We start from the raw sequence: 19,502 nt of genomic DNA, 5'->3' as shown, positions 1-19,502 counted from the left end.
CGTGCGCGAAAGTGTCGGATGCGGTATGCGCACGCTGGCTTGGGGCTGGCGGGGTGGGGTAGGCATTGCAATATGCTGAAGCACATCAGGTGCTTGAACAAGCCTGCACGACGACAGGGTAAGTGCCGACCCATCGTTTTGAAATGCAAACGAAAGGAAAGCGGGATGAAAGGCAGCGCAATGGTTGAAGAATTTCATCCATAATCGCCGGATGACAAATCCGACTTTTTCGAGTGCGCACGTTACTGTTTGCATGTGTTCGAGCGTTGCCCAGGTGATGTGGTCGTGAGGGCGCTGGTTACTGGCGCCACAGGCTTCGTCGGCTCGGCCATGGCACGCCGGCTGTTGCGCGATGGTCACCGCGTACGTGTACTGGCACGCGCCGGTTCGGATCGTCGCAATCTGCAAGGCCTGGACGTGGAGGTGGTGGAAGGCGATCTCACCAAGCCGGCCAGCTTGCTTCCCGCTTGCGATGGTTGCGATGCGCTGTTTCACGTTGCGGCTGATTACCGCCTGTGGGCGCCTGATCCTGCGGAGCTCTATCGGGCCAACGTCGACGGTACCCGCGCCATCCTGGACGCAGCCAAGCAGGCCGGGGTGAAGCGCATCGTTTACACCAGCAGCGTAGCGACGCTGGGTATTCCCAAGGACGGTACACCCGGCAGCGAAACTACGCCGGTGACGGTGGATGACATGATCGGCCACTACAAGCGCTCCAAGTTCCTGGCTGAGGAAGTGGCCAAGCAGTTCGCGGACGATGGCGTGCCGGTGGTGATCGTCAATCCCTCCACGCCGATCGGTCCTTACGACATCAAGCCCACGCCCACCGGCCGCATCGTGCGCGACGCGATGGCCGGACGCCTGCCGGCCTATGTCGATACCGGGCTCAATATCGTGCACGTGGAGGATGTGGCCGAGGGCCATTGGCTGGCGTATGAGCGCGGTGTGGCCGGCGAGCGCTATATCCTTGGCGGTTTCAACATGAGTCTGCGTGAGGTGCTCACCGAGATTGCCGATATCGCAGGACGCTCGCCGCCCAAAGTCAGCCTGCCGCATGCGGCGGTGATGCCGGTGGCCTATGTGGCTGAAGCCTGGGCGCGTCTTACGGGGATGCATCCGATTGCTACGGTGGAGGAGGTGCGCATGTCGAAGAAGCGCATGTTCTTTACCAGCGAAAAGGCGCAGCGTGAGTTGGGCTATACGGCGCGTCCGGCGCGCTTGGCGCTGGAGGATGCAGTGCGGTGGTTTCAGCAACAGCGCTGATGGTTCGTACAGTTTCACTGGGCCGTCATTCCCGCTTTCGCGGAAATGACGGCCATGAGGGGCTCGGCGAGTTTTTACTTGCGCTTGCGCCGCTCGAAAAAATTCAACACCGGCAACGCACACTTCACCAGGAATGGCATCGTCGTCGGGCGCAGCAAGCGCGAGTCATAGCCGGAGAAGCGCCGATCGTTTTCGCTGAGGCACGTGGCCATCAGTTTCGCCACACTCAGATCCTGCTCCGTCACCGACTGCGCACCAGTCACGGTGAAGTTATTGTCCTGCGCGTGTTCGTTGCCGTCGGCGTCCAGGCTCTTGGCCAGATCCATGCGCTCCATCCCCAGGAAGCACCACACGCGAAACACTTTCCACTCGAAGGCAATGCGCTGGAACAGATTGAGGTTGCGGCGGTGCCAGGCGACCCAGTTGGCGAACAGCAGGATGTGCCGGCACTCCTCCTGCATCACCGGTTCGAAAGTGTCGATCAGCTCCGGTGGGAACAGGCCCGAATCGTGTGCCACCTTGAACAGGCCAAAGGCGAAGAAGCTGTCGATGCACTCGCTGTAGCCGGTGACGAGATACGCCCACTCCGGATCTTTTGGATATTCGTACGGCGGTTCCGGCACCAGCGGAATGCCGTAGTGCTGCACCATCTTCGACAGCACTTCCTTATGCCGGTTTTCTTCCCAGGCGTTCTGCGCGAGCACGTTGCGCATTTCCGGATCGGTGACCGTGCGCGCGTAGGCAGCCATGCGCAGGCGCGCCTTGCCTTCGGTCTGCACCGCGATGTCCCAGATCGGCAGCGAGGTGATGCGATGCAGGGCGGCTTCGTCCAGGGTCGGCCATTTCAGCACTGACGGGCGATAGGGGTTGAAGGTCTCCCCGAACATCCGGCACATCATCTGCTTGTGCTCATCCGACCCGTACTTGAGGCGCTTGCCTTGATGGCTGCTCGACCAATGCCGGGTGCGCGTTTCGGATGCGGCAATGGTGGCAGCATCCGGCTCGCCAGTGGGCAGCACGGGCTCGTGGTAACCGGGCACCAGCGTTTCGGGGTCAAAGGCCTCGCGTTCGAACGTCATGACTTAAAGCTTCTCTTCAAATGGGCGGTTGACCGGAACCGGCGCGCGCGGAAGAGCCCGTGTACAGCCTGCGTGCTTCGGCCCATTGCCAGGAAATCAGAGCGGGTACGCCGAACCCGACCTCGCGCATGCGCTTGACCAGCGACAACGCCACGCTGGCTTCCGGCGGTAAACCGATCATGTTGCCGAACAACACCAGGCCGCCTTCCTGTACGCCGAGGCCGGCGGGCACTACAAAGATGATATGGCGCAGCGCTTGCGTGACCGCTTCAATAGCGATTGCATCCCATACGCTGATCGGATAGCCGAGCAGATGAAGCGCCAGCCAGGTCTCGAAGCTGCCCACCAGGTAGCCGACGAACTGCCAGCCGGTCGCGACGATCAGGCGCAGTGGGCGCGAATACTGTTCGCGAATCTCCTGGTCCAGGTTTGCGCCATCGATTAGCTCGGTGAGCGTCGAGCGGCCACCCAGCAGTTTCTCGGCGAAGCCTTCCAGGCGTGAGAACACCTTGCCATGGCGCAGAAGGATGATCAGGAAGATGGGCAGTGGCACGCTGGCCACCAAGGCGGAAATCACCGTGCTGAATGCGCTGATGTTGCTGGTCAGCTCGATCAGCAGAATGATGCCCATCGCGGTGAACAGATATTGGTTCACCAGTGTAAGCAGCACTTCCATGATCACACTGGCTGCTGCAGCGGCACCGCCGATGCCGCGCCATTTCACCAGGCGTATGCCGATGATCTCGCCACCGATATTGGCGACTGGCAACAGACGATTGCTGGCTTCGCGGATCGATGCCACCCAGAACAGGAAGGGTAGCGTGGCCTGCCGCTGCGGATCGCGCGGTGCGATCAGCACGCGCCAGCCGATCACGTCGAACAGTAATGGCAACACATGGAACGGCAACAGCCACAACAGCGGCCAGCCGGCACGATCGATCGCCGAGGCGATTTCGCCCCAGCCTTGATGTGCCACCAGCGCGATGGCGACACCCAGGCCGAGCAGGCCGGCGATATAACTGAGCAACTTCATGTTCATGCCAGAGCCTGCCCAACCGGGTCGGAAAAGCCGTCGCACAAGCGATAGCGCTCGGCGATGGTCTGGCGTACGCGTGGTGACAGCAGCGCAGCGAGTTCGTCGGCATGCCGGTAATTGGCCATGCTCTCGGTGATGTGGCCGTGCGAGGCAGGGTGCAGATAAACCTCCGACAAACCATCCGGCAGCTGTTCAAGAATCTCCAGCATGACCGCCTCATCCATGCCGCCGGTGTGGCGCAGACCGAACACGTGATCGTTGTAGGCCACGCCGGCGCGATCGAGCCGCCAGCGCATCAGCGCCAGCCATGGCTTCAACCAGGGACCCATGCCGGGCTCCGAGGGCAGGCGAATGGCGCGCAAACCGTACTCGCGGCCGATAGTGATCATTAGCGTCAGGATGGTCGGATGCAGATGGAAATGCTTGTGCGCATTGACATGATCCAGCTTCAGCCCGGTGGCCGCGAAGGCTTCGAACTGTGCGCGGATTTCCGCTGCCAACTGACGGCGTACCTGTGGCAGGAAGAAGAAGCGAAAGCCGTTGCGCACCATGTTCGAATCGAACATGCCCTGCGCATCGACCAGGTCGGGAATGTGCGCAGGCGGCAGCATGGCACGACCATCGGCGAGTACCAGATGTAAGCCGACTGCAAGACCGGGATTTTGCTTGGCACGCGTTACGGCATCTGCGACAGCCGGTGCCGCCACCATCAAGCTGGCGGCACGCAGCACGCCGTCACGATAGCCGCGTTCGACGGCGTCGTTGACGGCTTCATGCAGGCCGAAATCGTCGGCAGTGACGATCAAGCGCGGCCGGATCGTCTTGTCGGGTGAGGTCTGCACGGCCGCTAAACCTCAGAAATTGGCAGTCGACCGTGCAGCAGATGCATACGCGAACTCGCTCAGGCTTCGTGCGCGCGCAAGAACCGGAAGAACTCCACGCCTTCGCGCAGACGGCGCTTCATCATGTCCCAGCTCATGAGCATTTCCTTGACGATTTCCCAGATCTTCGACGGGCGGAAATAGAAAGCCCGGTAGAACTTCTCCACACCGTGGAAAATCTCCTGCTTCGACAGATGCGGGTACTCGATCAGCGCCAACTGCACACCCTTGTCGTTGACCAGGTTGACCGCTTCGTTTTCCTTCAGCCAGCCGTTCTCCACCGCCTGCTTGTACAGCGACGTGCCCGGATACGGTGCTGCCAGCGACACCTGGATCGTGTGCGGGTTGATTTCCTTGGCGAACTGGATCGTCTTGTCGATCGTTTCCTTGGTTTCGCCCGGCAAGCCGAGGATGAAGGTGCCATGGATGGTGATGCCAAGCTTGCGGCAATCTTCGGTGAAGCGCCGCGCGATGTCGGTGCGCAGACCCTTCTTGATGTTGTGCAGAATCTGGTCGTCACCCGACTCGTAACCCACGAGCAGCAGGCGCAGACCGTTTTCCTTCATGATCTTCAGCGACTCGTAGGGCACGTTCGCTTTCGCGTTGCACGACCAGGTCCAACCCATCGCGCCGAGGCCGCGCGCGATCTCATGCACGCGTTCCATGTTGGAGCTGTCGGTGAAGGTGTCGTCGTCGAACATCAGCTCCCTCACTTCGGGCATGTTCTCCTTGATCCACTTCGCCTCGGCCAGCACGTTGGCAGCCGATCGCGTGCGGTAGCGGTGACCACCGACAGTCTGTGGCCACAGACAGAACGTGCACTTGGAGCGGCAGCCGCGACCCGTGTAGATCGACACGTACGGATAGTTGAGATAACCGATGAAGTAGTTGCTGATCTTCAGGTCACGCTTGTAGATCGGCGCCACGAACGGCAGGTCGTCCATGTTCTCGATCATGGCGCGCGGCGGATTGTGCTGCACGGTGCCGTCGGCCAGCTTGTAGCTGATGCCGGTGACGCTTTCGAACGGACGGCCTTCGGCGATTTCCTTGCAGGTGTAGTCGAACTCTTCGCGCGCCACGAAATCAATCGCAGGCGATGCGGTGAGCGAGCTGGTGGGATCGACCGCCACCTTGGCGCCAACCAGGCCGATCAGCACATTCGGCTTGCGTGCCTTCAGCAGCTCGGCGAACTTCGCGTCGGTGGGGAACGAGGGTGTGCTGGTGTGGATGATCACCAGGTCGTAGCCCTCGGCGATCTTCAAGCTGTCTTCCACCGAGATCTCATCGGCGGGGGCGTCGAGCACGCGAGAATCAGGCACCATCGCGGCCGGCTGTGCGAGCCAGGTCGGATACCAAAAGCTCTTGATCTCGCGCTTGGCCTGGTAACGCGAACCCGCGCCGCCATCAAAGCCATCGAAGGAAGGAGCTTGCAGAAAAAGCGTTTTCATTACGGATGACTCCTGCGGGGCGGTCATGGTGCCCAGGGACAGCAGATAGTTCAGAAATTCAAGTTGATAGTCTTGGTCTACGGCGCTGAACCGTCGCCTCGTGCATGCAGTACCTGCCCGCGCCATCTTACTTGCCAACCGGCCAGGGCAGCTGCCCATTCCATCAACAATAAGGTGTCGCGGAGGGGAATCAACAGGACCTCATGCCAGGCGAAGGCTTGATGGCTGATGCGCCGCTGCAAAAAGTGTAGCAAAACCCGCGCAGCGCCACCGAGCAGGGTAAAGGTCACACTGATCGGCCCAGGCGCCAACAGCAGTCCAAGCAGCAGCAAAGGTGAGGTAAAACACACGAAAGTCAGGGCAAAACCCGCCGGAGCGATCGAGCGTATGGTGCGCAGCCAGCGCAGCTCATGCGACCACAAATCTTTCAGATGGCTTTCGCTGACATCCGTGCCGACCACCACGTCCGACAGCACCGTGCGCAAACCGGCGCGACGCGTCAGCTCGCCCAGCCAGAAATCATCCGCCAGCGTGTCACGCAAAGCCTGAAAGCCGCCGATGGTTTCGAGTGCATCGCGACGCAAGGCGATAGTTGAGCCAAAGGCGAAGCGGGTGGAGCCGAAAGCATTTGAAAGCCTCACGGAAGGTGCGAACCAGTCATCGATGAATAGACGGCCAAGCCGTGACCAGAGCGAAGGCCCTGGAATGCCGTAATACAGACACGTAACGATGCCCGTGCCGGGATCGGCCAGCGGTGCCGTGACGCGCGTCAGGTAATCGGGCTTCACGTAGATATCGGCATCAGCCAGCACCAGCAAGTCATGCTGCGCGTGCGGCAGCATGTTCATCAGGTTGCTCACCTTGAAATTCGTGCCATGCACACGCGGATCGACGGCCAGCGCGATAGCCCGTTGCGGAAATTCCTGGCGCAACCGTTCGACCACGGCGATAGCAAGGTCATCCGGGTCGCGAACGCCAAATACCAGTTGATAGTCCGGATGCGTCTGCAGGCAGAAGCTGCGCAGGTTTTCGTACAGCCTGGGCTCGGCACCATGTAGCGGCTTGAGTACACTCGCCGGTTGCGGCGGGCTGGCAGTGGGCGGAACTCGGCTCGTCTTTCGCGATCCTTTCATCACCGCCCATAGCGCGACCCAGGCATAACCTGTCGCCGCAAATGCGAGTGCGATGCCTAGCGCATGGAGCACGGTGTCGACCAACCCGTTCGAGGACATAAACGTTAATGCTACCGGCAATCCGTCGACATGAAGCGCGCACTTATGGGGGCTATGCCTTGGTCGCGCAAGAGGGCGTGCGATGAAGCTTCGATGCCATGCATGGTTGGGTGTGCTGGCTTGTTTGCTGCTATGGGGACTTGCTGGCCATGCTATGGCCGACAGCACAACCGCCTATGCCCCAGTCCCATCCGACATTGTCGGTGACTGGCTGGTCGAAAGCCGAGATGCCGTCATTCACATCCAGCAGGTGGGCGACGAATACCAGGGCTACATCCTTTGGCAGTTGCACGATACCTACGGCCCCGAGGACGGTCCGGAGCTCAACGGCAAGATCGTTACCGACCGCAACAACCCCAATCCGGCCCTGCGCGCAAGGCCGCTGACAGGGCTCAAGTTGCTGACCGGCCTCAAGTTTGACCCTGAGAAAGAAAAGTGGGAAAACGGCCATGTCTATAACTCGGACGATGGCCGCACTTATAATTGCTGGGTTCGGCTGCGCAGCCTGAACCGGCTGCAGCTGCATGGCTACATCGGCATCAGCCTGTTCGGCGGCAGTACCGTATGGAGCCGGGTCAGCATGAGAAAGCCGGCGCCAGGCGAACTGCCTTTCGTGTTGGATACACCGGACAAATAGTGCCGGTGCCCGTGCGATAGCCGAGTCCCCTTTCCCCTGCGAGACATCATGAACCGCGAATCACGCACCGATGCATCCGGTGAATTGCGTGCTGCATCCCAGGCGCAACCCAACATCGCCCTGATCAAGTACTGGGGCAAGCGCGATGTCGCGTTGAACCTGCCTGTCGTCGGTTCCATCTCCATCACGCTGGAAAGCCTGTGGACGCGTACGGACGTCCATTTCATGCCAGGACAAAAAGATGATCGCGTCAGCCTTAACGGCCGTAGCGATCAAGCGGAAACCAAGCGTATTACCAAGTGCCTGGATTTGCTGCGTACACGTGCAGGTGTCGATTACGGTGCCAACGTGGCAAGCCGCAACAACTTTCCTACTGCAGCTGGGCTGGCTTCTTCCGCTTCTGGTTTTGCTGCCTTGGTGCATGCCGGTGCGCGTGCATTGAATCTGGATCTCAGCCTCGAAGAACAATCGATGCTGGCGCGCCGCTGCTCGGGTTCGGCAGCACGTTCGATCTTTGGCGGTTATGTGGAATGGGTGCACGGCAAGCTGGCCGATGGCACCGATTCCGTTGCACGTCCACTGCTGGATGCCAATGCGTGGCCATTGCGTGTCGCCGTGGCGATTACCTCCACGGCAGCCAAGCAGGTGGGCTCCACGGAGGGTATGAACCGCACGGCGGAAACGTCGCCCTATCAGTCGGCGTGGATCGATACGCAGGAAGCTGATTTGAGTGTGGCACGCGATGCCATCCGTGCACGCGATTTTGATGCGCTTGCCAGCATTTCCGAATACAGCTGTCTGAAGATGCATGCACTGGCTTTGGCTGCGCAGCCTGGCTTGTTGTATTGGAACGGCGCCACGGTGGAATGCATGCATCGCGTGCGTGCCTTGCGTCAACAAGGCGTGCCGGTGTTCTTCACCGTCGACGCCGGCCCGCAGCTCAAGGCCGTGTGTGAGCCATCCGCGATCGAGCAGGTGAAAGCGGCCTTGCGTGACGCGCCAGGCGTGCTCGACGTGCTCGATACCGGCCTTGGCGAGGGCGCGCGCGCGATCGCTACGGATCTCGTGGGGGCGTGATGGAAGTCACCGCGGGGGCGCCCGCCAAACTGGTGTTGCTGGGCGATTACGCCGTATTGGAAGGTGCGCGTGCGCTGGTGCTGGCGATTGATCGTCGTGCCAAGGTGCGCATGGTTTCGCGTGCTGATCGCGTATGCAGTGTCAGCGCACCAGACCTTGGCATCAGTGAGGCACAGGCCCGTATTGGCGATGACGGCAACTTGCAATGGCAATGCGATGAAGCCACCAAGGCCAAGCTCACCCTGGTCGATCACGTGTGGCAGGGCATGGTGCGTGAAGGGCTTGCTCCCGTATCTGGCACGGGTTTCGATCTGGAACTGGATACGTCTGGTTTCTTCCATGTCGAAGGTGGCGTGCGTTCCAAGCTGGGGCTTGGTTCAAGCGCGGCGCTGACCGTGGCGCTCGCGTCTGCATTGGCGACCAGTGCGGGCCATGGCGATGTCATGGCCGATCGCACGCAATGGATGCGCCGCCTGCTGCATATGCACGGCGACTGGCAAGGTGGGCGTGGCAGTGGCGTGGATGTGGCAGCCAGCGTGGCAGGTGGCCTGATCGGTTATCAGTTAGTGGGTGCTGCACGCGAGCCCACGTATGAAGCGATGTCCGCGGATGGTTTGCATTGCCTGTTCGTATGGTCAGGGCAGTCGGTCTCCACCAGCGATTCGCTGCAGCACCTGGCGCAATGGCGTGAAAGCCACGCAAGCGATTACGCCGCGCACATGAACGAACTAGGTACCGTTTCTGCTGCCGCGATCGATGCATTAAAGCAACGACGCATGCAATCTTTCATTGGCCTTACGCGGGACTATGCCTTGGGCTTGCAGCGTTTCGGTGCTGCATGCGGGCTGGAAATCTATTCGCCCGCACAAAAACAGCTAGCCGATATGGCGTCTGGTACTGATGTCAGCTATAAGCCTTGCGGCGCGGGCGGCGACTTTGGCGTGGTGTTCGCGGAAGACGCGGAAAGGTTGGCGACATTTGAAGGCGCCATTGTGTCGGCCGGTATGCACGTCGTCCCCCTGGGGCTTGATTCCCATGGAGTGAGTTGCCATATGCGCCTGGATGCGACCTCTCCCGCAGCAAGGATTTTGACGTGATCACTGCTCTTGGCTCACGGGCCGCATGCAACGTCATGACAAAAGAGCATGTGACTTTCGACCTACCACGGAGTGCTTAAGGCTATGAGCGCCGAATCTTCGAGTGCTGAGCGGTCCCGATTTCCCGCCTTCTACAAACTCTCGGTATCCGACCGTGTACGCATCATCCATGAGCGTGGCTGGTTATCGGCCGAGGATTATCAGGCGCTCGTCTCCGGCGAGCACACGCTGAAGATCCACAAAGCCGACAAGATGATCGAGAACGTCGTCGGCGTGATGGGTCTGCCGGTGGGGCTGGGTCTTAACTTCCTGGTCAACGGTCGCGACTACATCGTGCCGCTGGTGGTGGAGGAGCCGTCGATCGTTGCGGCCCTGTCCTCGGCCGCGAAGCTGGTGCGTGGTACCGGCGGCTTTACCGTCGAAAGCACCGAGCCGGTGCTGATCGGCCAGGTGCAAGTGGTGGATGTGCCGCATCTGGCACATGCCAAGGCCACGCTCCTTCAGCGCAAGGACGAGTTGCTCAACCTCGCCAACAGCCTGCATCCGCAGATGGTGGCGCGCGGCGGTGGCGCGCAGGATCTGGAAGTGCACGTGCATCCTCGCCCCGAGGGCGGCGACATGCTGGTGGTGCATCTCTTGGTCGACACGCGCGACGCGATGGGTGCCAACCTCGTCAACACCATGTGCGAAGGCATCGCCTCGCTGGTGGAAACGATGACCGGCGGGCGTGTCTTCCTGCGTATTCTTTCCAATCTCACCGATCGGTCGATGATCCGCGCACGTTGCGTGATTCCCGCCGACCAGCTCACCGGCAAGGGTTTCGAAGGTGAGGAAGTGCGTGATGGCATCGTGCTCGCGAACGAGTTTGCCAGCATCGATCCGTATCGTGCGGCCACGCACAACAAGGGCATCATGAACGGCGTCGACGCCGTGGCGCTTGCCACCGGCAACGACTGGCGCGCGATCGAAGCCGCAGCGCATGCATATGCGGCACGTGGCGGCCGCTATACCTCGCTCACGCGCTGGTACAAGGGTGAGAACGGCGAGCTGATCGGCGAGCTGGATATTCCGATGAAGGTCGGCACGGTCGGCGGTCCGCTGCAGTCGAACGCTACTGTTGCGCTGAATCTGCGCCTGCTCGGTGTAAAGACGGCGCGTGAGCTGGCTGAAATCATGGGCGCGGTTGGTCTCGCGCAGAACTTCTCCGCCTTGCGCGCGCTGGTTACCGAAGGTATCCAGCAAGGTCACATGACCCTGCATGCACGCAGCGTTGCGGTAGCGGCAGGCGCCACGCCGGAAATTTTCGATACGGTCGTGGAGCGCTTGGTGGAAACGGGCGAGATCAAGATCTGGAAAGCGCAGGAGATCGTCGACCAGGTCCGTAAAGAGTCGCGCGGCGTACCGGTGACCAGCCATGAGCAACCGGCTGTGGATCATCGTGCTTGCGGCCACGGCAAGATCATCCTGCTCGGCGAGCACGCGGTGGTGTATGGCAGTCATGCTGTCGCCGCGCCGGTGCCGCTGGCCGTGCGTGCGGTGGCGCAGGACACCAAGTCCGGTGGCGTCGACATGTTCATTCCGCGCTGGGGCGTGGAATATCGCCTGCATCGTGATCCGGCACACCGTGATTCGTTCCAGCGCTCGCTCGGTATCATCTTCGACGAGCTGCAGTTGACCGACCGCTCGATGCGCATCGAAGTGTTCCCGAACGTGCCTCGCGCGATGGGACTCGGCGGCTCGGCGGCGATGGCAGTAGCCGTGATCCGTGCACTCGACCAGCACTACAAGCTGGCCTTGAGCGATGAAGAGATCAACGCGCTGGCCTTCCGTTGCGAAGAAATCGCGCATGGCTCGGCTTCGGGCATCGACAACACGGTGGCCACCTATGGCAAGCCGCTGTTGTACAAGCGTGCCGGCAAGAAGGGTGAGGCACCGATGGTGCGCGAGCTGCATTTGCCCAAGCGCATTCCGCTGGTAATCGGCATCAGTGGCAAGGAAAGCCTCACGGCGGTGACGGTCGGCAAGGTGCGCACGGCATGGCAGCGCAATCCGGCGCTGTACGACGGTATCTTCCAGCAGATCGATTCGCTCACGCTGCAAGGCGTGGAAGCCATGCAGCAGTATGATCTGGAACGTCTCGGCGATCTGATGAACATCTGCCACGGCCTGCTCAACGCGTTGCGCGTGTCGAGCTGGGAAGTGGAAGAACTGGTGCAGATCGCACGCGAACACGGCGCACTGGGCGCCAAGCTCACGGGTGGCGGCGGCGGCGGTTCGATCGTCGCGTTGTGCCCGCAAAACCGCGAAAAGGTGGCGGCCGCGATTCGCGATGCCGGCTACCAGGCGATGGAGGTCGACATTGGATAATGCAGAAGTTGAGCGCCAGGATTGGCGCGATTCGAACGAGGTGGTGTCGTTCGACGACGAACCACTTATTTTGGTCGATCATGATGACCGCGATGTCGGCTTTCTCGACAAGGCTGCCGCGCACGTCGGCAACGGTACGCTGCATCGCGCGTTCTCGCTGTTCGTGTTCAACGCCAAGGGCGAGTTGCTGTTACAGCAGCGCGCGCCGGGCAAGCGCCTGTGGCCGGGTTTCTGGTCGAATACCTGCTGCAGCCATCCCCGTCGTGGCGAAACGGTCGATACCGCCATTCATCGTCGCTTGAAAGAAGAGCTAGGGCTGGCTTGCGAGCTGACGTATCTGTTCAAGTTCGAGTATCAGGCGCAGTTCGATGCGGACGGCGCCGAGCACGAGCTGTGCTGGGTGTACGCCGGCCGTAGTGACGACGCGCCCACGGTGAACGTGAACGAGATTTCCGGCTTGCGCTATATCGCGCCCGATGCGCTCGATGCGGAGATGGTCGCCAAGCCCGAGGCGTTTACGCCGTGGTTCAAGATCGAGTGGGAACGGATTCGCCGGGAGCACCCGGAAGTGTTCGCGCCGCTCAAAAGTTAACAGCCGGCCGGGGCCGCAAAGGCGGCTGCCGTCCAAGTGACTTATACTGTACCGAGCAGTTAAGCTTTCAAAACGCCGCCGTTGCGCGGGCGTCCTGACATTCCGGAGAAATCCCTTGGGTATCCCTCTAATTCAACAGACCACGATCGCTCAATACATTCTGAAGAAGAAGCTGACCGGTCAGAAGCGCTACCCGCTGGCGATGATGTTGGAGCCGCTGTTCCAGTGCAACCTGGCCTGCGCCGGCTGCGGCAAGATCGACCAACCGAAGGAAATCCTGCAAAAGCGCATGAGCGTCGAACAGGCGCTGGCCGCGGTGGACGAATGCGATGCACCCGTGGTGTCCATTCCCGGTGGCGAACCGCTGATCCACAAGGATCTGCCGAAGATCGTCGAAGGCATCGTGGCGCGCAAGAAGTTCGTGTACCTGTGCACCAACGCGATCCTGCTGCCCAAGCACATCGACGAATACAAGCCGTCACCGTACTTCACCTGGTCCGTGCATCTTGACGGCCTGGAGAAGCAGCATGACAAATCCGTGTGCATGGACGGCGTGTTCGAAAAGGCCGTGACCGCGATCAAGCTCGCGCTGTCGAAGGGCTTCCGCGTCACGGTGAACTGCACGCTGTTCAACAGCGAGCCGCCGGAAGAAGTCGCCGACTTCTTCGACTATGCGATGGAACTGGGCGTGGAAGGCATCACCGTGTCGCCGGGCTACAGCTACCAACACGCGCCTCGCCAGGACGTGTTCCTGGGGCGCACGGAGAGCAAGCAGTTGTTCCGCGACATCTTCAAGATTGGCAAGGAACGCAAGCGCAAGTGGGCGTTCAACCAATCGGCGATGTTCATGGACTTCATTGCGGGTAACCAGGCTTACCAGTGCACGCCGTGGTCCAACCCCACGTACAACATCTTCGGCTGGCAGAAGCCCTGCTACCTGCTGGTGGATGAAGGCTACGCCAAGACCTACAAGGAGTTGATGGAAGACACCGAGTGGGAAAAGTATGGCGTGGGCATCAATCCGAAGTGCGACAACTGCATGGCGCACTGCGGCTTTGAAGGCACGGCGGTGGATGACATGTTTGCCCATCCGCTGAAGGCGCTGAAAGTGTCGATGTTTGGTCCGCGCACCGATGGCCCGATGGCGCCGGATCTGCCGGTGAAATACGGCAACCGTGCCGATGCCACGGCGATCCACATTCCGATCAGCTCGATCCAGCGCCGCAGCGCGGAGACGGGTACCGAAGCGAATCATTAAAGCGTCAAAGTGGCGACTACGATGGGCATAGTGGGATGGATTGCCGCGTCGCTGCCGGCACTGATGTGGATAGGCCTGCTGCTGACACCGTGGCGGGCCTGGAGTACCCGTGAACGTATCGAAGCCGACCCGCAAGCTGGGTCGGCTGATCTCGCGCAGATCACGGTACTGATTCCTGCACGCAACGAGGCCGATGTCATCGGCCTCACGCTGTCTGGCCTGCAGACGCAAGGCACTGGCTTGCAAGTGATCGTCGTCGACGATCAATCCACCGACGACACGGCGAAAATTGCCGCCTCCTTTCCCAACGTGCGCGTGATCACCGGACAGCCATTGCCGCAAGGCTGGGCAGGCAAGTTGTGGGCGCTGGAGCAGGGCAAGGCGCAGGTGCAGACGCCCATGACGCTGCTGCTGGACGCCGATATCCAGCTGCAGCCGGGCCTTTTGCCCGCGCTGCTGGCGCATAAGCAGCACGAGAACCGCCAGTTCGTCTCGTTGATGGCCGACCTGCGCCGAACCAGCTTCTGGGATCGCCTGTTGCTGCCGGCCTTTGTGTACTACTTCAAGCTGATCTATCCCTTCGCCATTTCCAATTCGGCGTCGCGCCTGGTGGCGGCGGCGGCAGGCGGCTGCATCCTGGTCGATACCGAGGCACTGCAGCGGGCCGGCGCGTTTGCCAGCCTGCGTGATGCGCTCATCGACGACTGCACGCTCGCGCGGCAGGTAAAGAATGCCGGCTACCGCATCTGGTTGGGCCTCAGTCGCGGCGTGGTCAGCCTGCGTCCTTATGGCAACCTGGGTTCCATTCACGACATGGTGGCCCGCTCCGCTTTTACGCAGCTCGGCTATTCCACCCTGCTGCTGGTGGTCGTGACGGTGTTGTTTGCCATTGCCTACGGTCTGCCTTTCGCCCTGCTGGCCTCGCCAGCAACCTGGCGCCTGGGCCTGATCGCCCTGGTGGCGATGATGCTCAGCTACCTGCCCATGCTGCGCTACTACCACATGCGCCTGGCCTGGGCGCTGCTGCTGCCGGTAACCGCCGCGCTTTACCTAGGCATGACCTGGAGCTCGGCCATCCGTTACTGGCGCGGCGTGCGTTCGCGCTGGAAGGATCGTACCTACAGCACTTGAGGCGCGGTCAGTAGCTACTGTGCCGTCCGGCAGGCTTGGAAGATGGGGGCGCTCTGGCTAGAGTCGGGGGTCTTTCACACGCTTGCCTCCGGGCAGCCCAGCTGGGGAGCCTCCATGCCTCGTTTCCGTGTTCTTGTGATCGCCATGTCTGTCGCGCTCGCTGCCTGTTCGCAATCCCATAACGAAACCAGCAATGCGCTGGCGGCTTCCAGCAGCGCTCCCGCCAAGGCGTCGACCACCGCAGCCACCGAAGCGCCGGCCAGCAACCCGTTCTTCACCGCCAGCACGCTGCCCTACCAGGCACCACCGTTCGACAAGATCAAGGACGGCGACTATCAGCCCGCGATTGAAGAGGGTATGAAGCAGCAGTTGGACGAAGTCGAGAAGATCGCCAACAACCCCGAGCCACCCACGTTTGAAAACACTTATGTGGCCCTGGAAAAAACGGGCGTGCTGCTTAACCGCGTGATGGCCGTATTCAATGCCATCACCGCCGCCAACACCGACGACGCATTGCAGAAAGTGCAGGAAGAAGAAGCACCCAAGCTTGCGGCGCATGCGGACGCGATCCACCTCAACAGCAAACTGTTTCAGCGTATTCAAACGGTTTATGACCAGCGCGATTCGCTCAAACTCGATGCGGAATCGCAGCGCCTGATCGACGTGGTCTATCGCCAGTTCGTCATGGCCGGCGCCAAGCTGTCGGATGCCGACAAAGCCAAACTCAAGGATTACAACAAGGAAGACGCGGCACTGCAGGCGCAATTCAACAACAAGCTGCTGGCTGCTGCGAAAAACGGTGCACTGGTCGTCGACGACAAGAGCAAGCTCGCCGGCCTTTCCGACGAAGACGTCGCCGCCGCCGAGCAGGCGGCGAAAGACCGTCATCTCGACGGCAAATGGGTACTCACCCTCCAGAACACCACGCAGCAACCGCTGCTGCAAGACCTGACCGATCGTGATACGCGCAAGGCGCTGTTCGAGGCCTCGTGGACGCGTGCCGAGAAGGGCGATGCCAATGACACGCGCGACGTCATCGAACGCATCGCCCAGTTGCGTGCGCAAGAAGCCAAGCTGCTCGGCTTCCCCAACTATGCCGCATGGACGCTGCAGGATCAGATGGCCAAGACACCGGAAACGGTGATGAGCTTCATGGAGAAGCTTGCACCTGCCGCCGTCGCGCGCGCCAAGATGGAAGCTGCTGATATCCAGAAGCAGATCGACAAAGATCAGGCCGCGCTCAAGCAACCGACCTTCAAGCTTGAACCCTGGGATTGGGAGCACTACGCCGAGGAAGTGCGCAAAGCCAAGTACGACCTCGACGAGTCGCAGATCAAGCCGTACTTCGAACTCGATAACGTGCTGCAGAACGGCGTGTTCTATGCCGCCAACCAGCTTTACGGTCTCACCTTCAAGGAACGCAAGGACATCCCCGTCTACAACCCGGACGTGCGCGTGTTCGAAGTGTTCGACAAGGACGGCAAGTCGCTGGCGCTGGCCTACTTCGACTACTTCAAGCGCGACAACAAGAACGGCGGCGCGTGGATGGACAACTTCGTGCAGCAGTCCAAGCTGCTCGGCACCAAGCCCGTGATCTACAACGTCGCCAATTTCACCAAGCCTGCACCGGGCCAGCCGGCGCTGCTGTCAACTGATGACGTAGTCACCATGTTCCACGAGTTTGGCCACGGCTTGCATGGTCTCTTCGCCGACGAGCAATACCCGACCCTGTCCGGCACGCAGACTGCGCGCGACTTCGTGGAGTTTCCCTCGCAGTTCAACGAACACTGGGCATTCGATCCCAAGGTATTCGCCAATTACGCGAAGAACTACAAGACCAACGAGCCCATGCCGCAGGAGTTGGTTGAGAAGATCAAGAAGGCCCAGTTGTTCAACAAGGGCTACGATATGACCGAGCTTGTCGCTGCAGCGATGCTCGACATGAACTGGCACACGCTCACCGCCGACCAACCGAAGCAGGACGCCGATGCGTTCGAAGCTGCGGCACTAAAGAAAGATGGCGTCGATCTCTCCTACGTGCCGCCGCGCTATCGCTCCAGCTACTTCCTGCACATCTGGAGCAATGGCTACTCGGCTGGCTACTACGCGTACCTGTGGACGCAGATGCTCGCCGACGATGCCTTCGAAGGGTTCAAGGAAAAGGGCGGCTTGACGCGTGAAAACGGCGATCGTTTCCGCGCCATGATTCTTTCGCGTGGCAACACCGAAGAACTCGCCAAGCTATACAAAGATTGGCGCGGTCAGGACCCAAGCATCGAGCCGATGCTGGTCCATCGCGGATTGAAGCAGGCGCCCAAGCAATAAGTGATGGTAATCGTGCTACGCGAAAGGGCCGGCACCATGCCGGCCTTTTTTGTTGGACGCTTTAGAGCAAAAGTGAGTATCTCATTCGCGGCCATGGCGGCTACAAGGCAAGTATGAGCGCTTTCATGGCCATGCTATAGCAACCTACAAGAGACATCGGGTACTCCCGATTCTCGACGCGAGCGGTTCACACCAGCATCCGACATTTAACGGAAGCTGGGGACAAAAACACATGAGCAAAGGCAAGCTGCTTTTTGCATGCATAGTGCTATGGGCGGCCATGGCTGCCGGCTGGGTTTTGTCCAATTACCTCGTACTGCTCTTTCTCGGCCTGCATGATGTACCGCAGGCCTGGAACATGTGGTGGCAGTATTTCCAAGCGCTGGACCTGCGGGAGTTCGCCCCCTTCGCCACCCGCATCAAGCTTAGCGGTGCCATCGGGTTCGGCGTTCCGTTTCTGGCATGGCTTGCATTGATGATCGCGCTGCTCAGGCCCAAGCCCGAATCCCTCCATGGCGACGCTAGTTTCGCCGACCTGTCCGACTTAAAAAGAGCCGGCTTGCTCAAGCAGAATCCGGAAAGCATCCTCATCGGCAAATACAAAGGCCATTACCTGTGGCTAAGCGGTACGCAGCACGTCATCGTCATCAGCCCCACCCGTGCGGGTAAGACCGCCACTGTCGCCATCCCGGTACTGCTCACCTACAAGCACTCCGTTGTAGTGATTGACTGGAAAGGGGAACTGGAACAAGCCACTAGCGGGTGGCGGGAATCGCAAGGCCAACTCATCTGGCGATGGGCGCCCTACGATGCGGCGGGCAACACCCTTCGCTTCAACCCCATGACGCTCCTGGCCGAGGTCGATGCGAAGGCACGCTACGCCGAGATCCAATCCATCGCCGCGATTTTATATCCCGATGGTCATAGCGTGGACCCATTCTGGAATTTCCAAAGCCGCGCGGCCTTCACCGCTTTCACCAACTACATGTTTGAGGCCTGGGATCAGGCCGGCCAGGAAGATCCCAATACCTCATCGATCTTTCCCAGTTTCGAGCGCATCCTGCGCTTCTCCAGCGGCGCGGATGGCAAATCCATCAAGGAAACTTTGCAAACCATTTTGACGAATCCCCAGTACGCCTTCGTCGGCAAGGAAACCCGCTCTGGCTTCAGCAGCCTTGTGAACCACGCCGAACAGACCTTTTCCTCGGTGATCGCCACCATGCAAGCGCCGCTGCAACAGTTCCTGAGCCCCATCCTGGCCGACGCTACCAACGCCACTGACTTCGACATCACCGCCATCCGCAAGTGGCCGACCACCCTGTACGTCAACATTCCCACCAACAAACTGGACGAAAGCAGCAAGCTGCTGAACATCTTCTTCAGCAGCGTGATCAACAACAACCTCACCAAACAACTGGGCGAGGAACCCGATCTCAAATACCAGATGCTGATGCTAATGGACGAGTTCACCGCCATGGGGCGCCTGGAGGTCTGGTCCAAGCGCATCTCCATTTCCGCCAGTTACGGCGTGCGCGACGTGTGTATCGTGCAAAGCCGAGCGCAACTGCGCTCCATCTACGGCGACAACGATGGGCAGAACTTCATCACCAACCACAGCGCGCAAATTGCCGCTGCAGCACGCGAACAGAGCGACGCCAACGAATACAGCGACATGCTCGGCTACAAAACCATTCGCAAACGGCATCGCAGCACCGGCCATGGCGGCGGCACCAGCCAAGCCTCAACCCACTACACCGAAGAGCGCCGCGCGCTGATGCTGCCGCAAGAGATCAAAGAGTTGCCCAAGGACGACCAGCTGATTTTCTACGAAGGCTGCAAACCGATACGCGCGAAGAAGAACTGGTACTTCGAGGACAAGATGCTCATGAAGCGGGCGAGCATGCCACGGGCGGTGATCAAGCCGGTGGGGCAACGTGCCGCGAAGGAAGAGCCCGCCAAGGACATCGTACGGCCGCAGAACGAGCGAGCGGCGGCGTGGCTGCAATGATCGCCGTAACGGTGCTGGCACCAGATGGGATGACCGTGCGCGCCGGCCTCAAGAAGCCTTCGCTCGATAGG

The 19,502-nt window shown here is 60.5% G+C and carries 14 protein-coding genes and 1 pseudogene; 10 read left to right on the top strand and 5 right to left on the bottom strand.

All coding sequences use genetic code 11. From position 1 onward, the window contains the following. The first annotated feature begins 285 nt into the window (after window positions 1–285). A complete protein-coding gene (gene hpnA, locus IEX75_RS06795) occupies window positions 286–1,263 on the top strand; it encodes a hopanoid-associated sugar epimerase (protein ID WP_188793472.1) in 978 nt (325 codons plus the stop codon). Window positions 1,264–1,337: 74 nt separating this feature from the next. Here the strand turns inward: hpnA and IEX75_RS06790 are convergent, their stop codons facing one another. The 5 genes from IEX75_RS06790 to hpnI form a co-directional block, all read right to left on the bottom strand. Next, window positions 1,338–2,342 (bottom strand): ferritin-like domain-containing protein, encoded by a 1,005-nt coding sequence (locus IEX75_RS06790; RefSeq protein ID WP_188793471.1) that lies wholly within the window; start codon window positions 2,340–2,342, stop codon window positions 1,338–1,340. Between the two features lie 16 nt (window positions 2,343–2,358). Beyond that, window positions 2,359–3,381, bottom strand: coding sequence for a flippase-like domain-containing protein (locus IEX75_RS06785; RefSeq protein WP_229720675.1), 1,023 nt, complete (start codon window positions 3,379–3,381; stop codon window positions 2,359–2,361). After that, window positions 3,378–4,220, bottom strand: coding sequence for a hopanoid biosynthesis-associated protein HpnK (gene hpnK / locus IEX75_RS06780; RefSeq protein WP_229720674.1), 843 nt, complete (start codon window positions 4,218–4,220; stop codon window positions 3,378–3,380). Before hpnK ends, IEX75_RS06785 begins: the two co-directional genes overlap by 4 nt. A 59-nt stretch (window positions 4,221–4,279) precedes the next feature. Next, window positions 4,280–5,707, bottom strand: coding sequence for a hopanoid biosynthesis associated radical SAM protein HpnJ (hpnJ, locus tag IEX75_RS06775; protein ID WP_188793470.1), 1,428 nt, complete (start codon window positions 5,705–5,707; stop codon window positions 4,280–4,282). Window positions 5,708–5,784: 77 nt separating this feature from the next. Further along, complete coding sequence (gene hpnI, locus IEX75_RS06770; protein WP_188793469.1) at window positions 5,785–6,939, bottom strand: bacteriohopanetetrol glucosamine biosynthesis glycosyltransferase HpnI; 1,155 nt, start codon at window positions 6,937–6,939, stop codon at window positions 5,785–5,787. Between the two features lie 82 nt (window positions 6,940–7,021). On the opposite strand from hpnI, the gene IEX75_RS06765 reads away from it, so the two are divergent. The 9 genes and pseudogenes from IEX75_RS06765 to IEX75_RS06725 all read left to right on the top strand — a co-directional run bounded on the left by IEX75_RS06765 (window position 7,022) and on the right by IEX75_RS06725 (window position 19,431). Beyond that, window positions 7,022–7,576: a DUF2147 domain-containing protein gene (locus tag IEX75_RS06765; protein ID WP_188793468.1), complete on the top strand. Its 555-nt coding sequence runs from the start codon at window positions 7,022–7,024 to the stop codon at window positions 7,574–7,576. A 48-nt stretch (window positions 7,577–7,624) separates the two neighbouring features. Continuing rightward, a complete protein-coding gene (mvaD, locus tag IEX75_RS06760) occupies window positions 7,625–8,653 on the top strand; it encodes a diphosphomevalonate decarboxylase (RefSeq protein ID WP_229720673.1) in 1,029 nt (342 codons plus the stop codon). Beyond that, window positions 8,653–9,189: pseudogene (locus tag IEX75_RS24425) on the top strand (GHMP family kinase ATP-binding protein); the annotation flags it as partial. The gene mvaD and the pseudogene IEX75_RS24425, both read left to right, overlap by 1 nt. A 645-nt stretch (window positions 9,190–9,834) precedes the next feature. Beyond that, a complete protein-coding gene (locus tag IEX75_RS06750; RefSeq protein ID WP_188793466.1) occupies window positions 9,835–12,117 on the top strand; it encodes a hydroxymethylglutaryl-CoA reductase, degradative in 2,283 nt (760 codons plus the stop codon). Beyond that, a complete protein-coding gene (gene idi, locus IEX75_RS06745) occupies window positions 12,110–12,709 on the top strand; it encodes an isopentenyl-diphosphate Delta-isomerase (RefSeq protein WP_229720672.1) in 600 nt (199 codons plus the stop codon). Before IEX75_RS06750 ends, idi begins: the two co-directional genes overlap by 8 nt. 115 nt (window positions 12,710–12,824) lie before the next feature. Then, window positions 12,825–13,967 carry an adenosyl-hopene transferase HpnH gene (hpnH, locus tag IEX75_RS06740; RefSeq protein ID WP_188793464.1) on the top strand — a complete coding sequence of 381 codons (1,143 nt, stop codon included), beginning with the start codon at window positions 12,825–12,827 and terminating at the stop codon, window positions 13,965–13,967. A 21-nt stretch (window positions 13,968–13,988) separates the two neighbouring features. Beyond that, entirely contained in the window at window positions 13,989–15,098 is a 1,110-nt protein-coding gene (locus tag IEX75_RS06735) for a glycosyltransferase (RefSeq protein ID WP_229720671.1), read from the top strand. A 114-nt stretch (window positions 15,099–15,212) separates the two neighbouring features. After that, complete coding sequence (gene dcp, locus IEX75_RS06730; protein ID WP_188793463.1) at window positions 15,213–17,423, top strand: peptidyl-dipeptidase Dcp; 2,211 nt, start codon at window positions 15,213–15,215, stop codon at window positions 17,421–17,423. Window positions 17,424–17,655: 232 nt separating this feature from the next. After that, window positions 17,656–19,431, top strand: coding sequence for a type IV secretory system conjugative DNA transfer family protein (locus IEX75_RS06725; RefSeq protein ID WP_188793462.1), 1,776 nt, complete (start codon window positions 17,656–17,658; stop codon window positions 19,429–19,431). Window positions 19,432–19,502: the final 71 nt, after the last annotated feature.

Source organism: Dyella nitratireducens, assembly GCF_014642835.1.
Classification (GTDB): Bacteria; Pseudomonadota; Gammaproteobacteria; order Xanthomonadales; family Rhodanobacteraceae; genus Dyella_B; species Dyella_B nitratireducens.
This window is presented reverse-complemented; position numbering and strand designations above follow the sequence as displayed.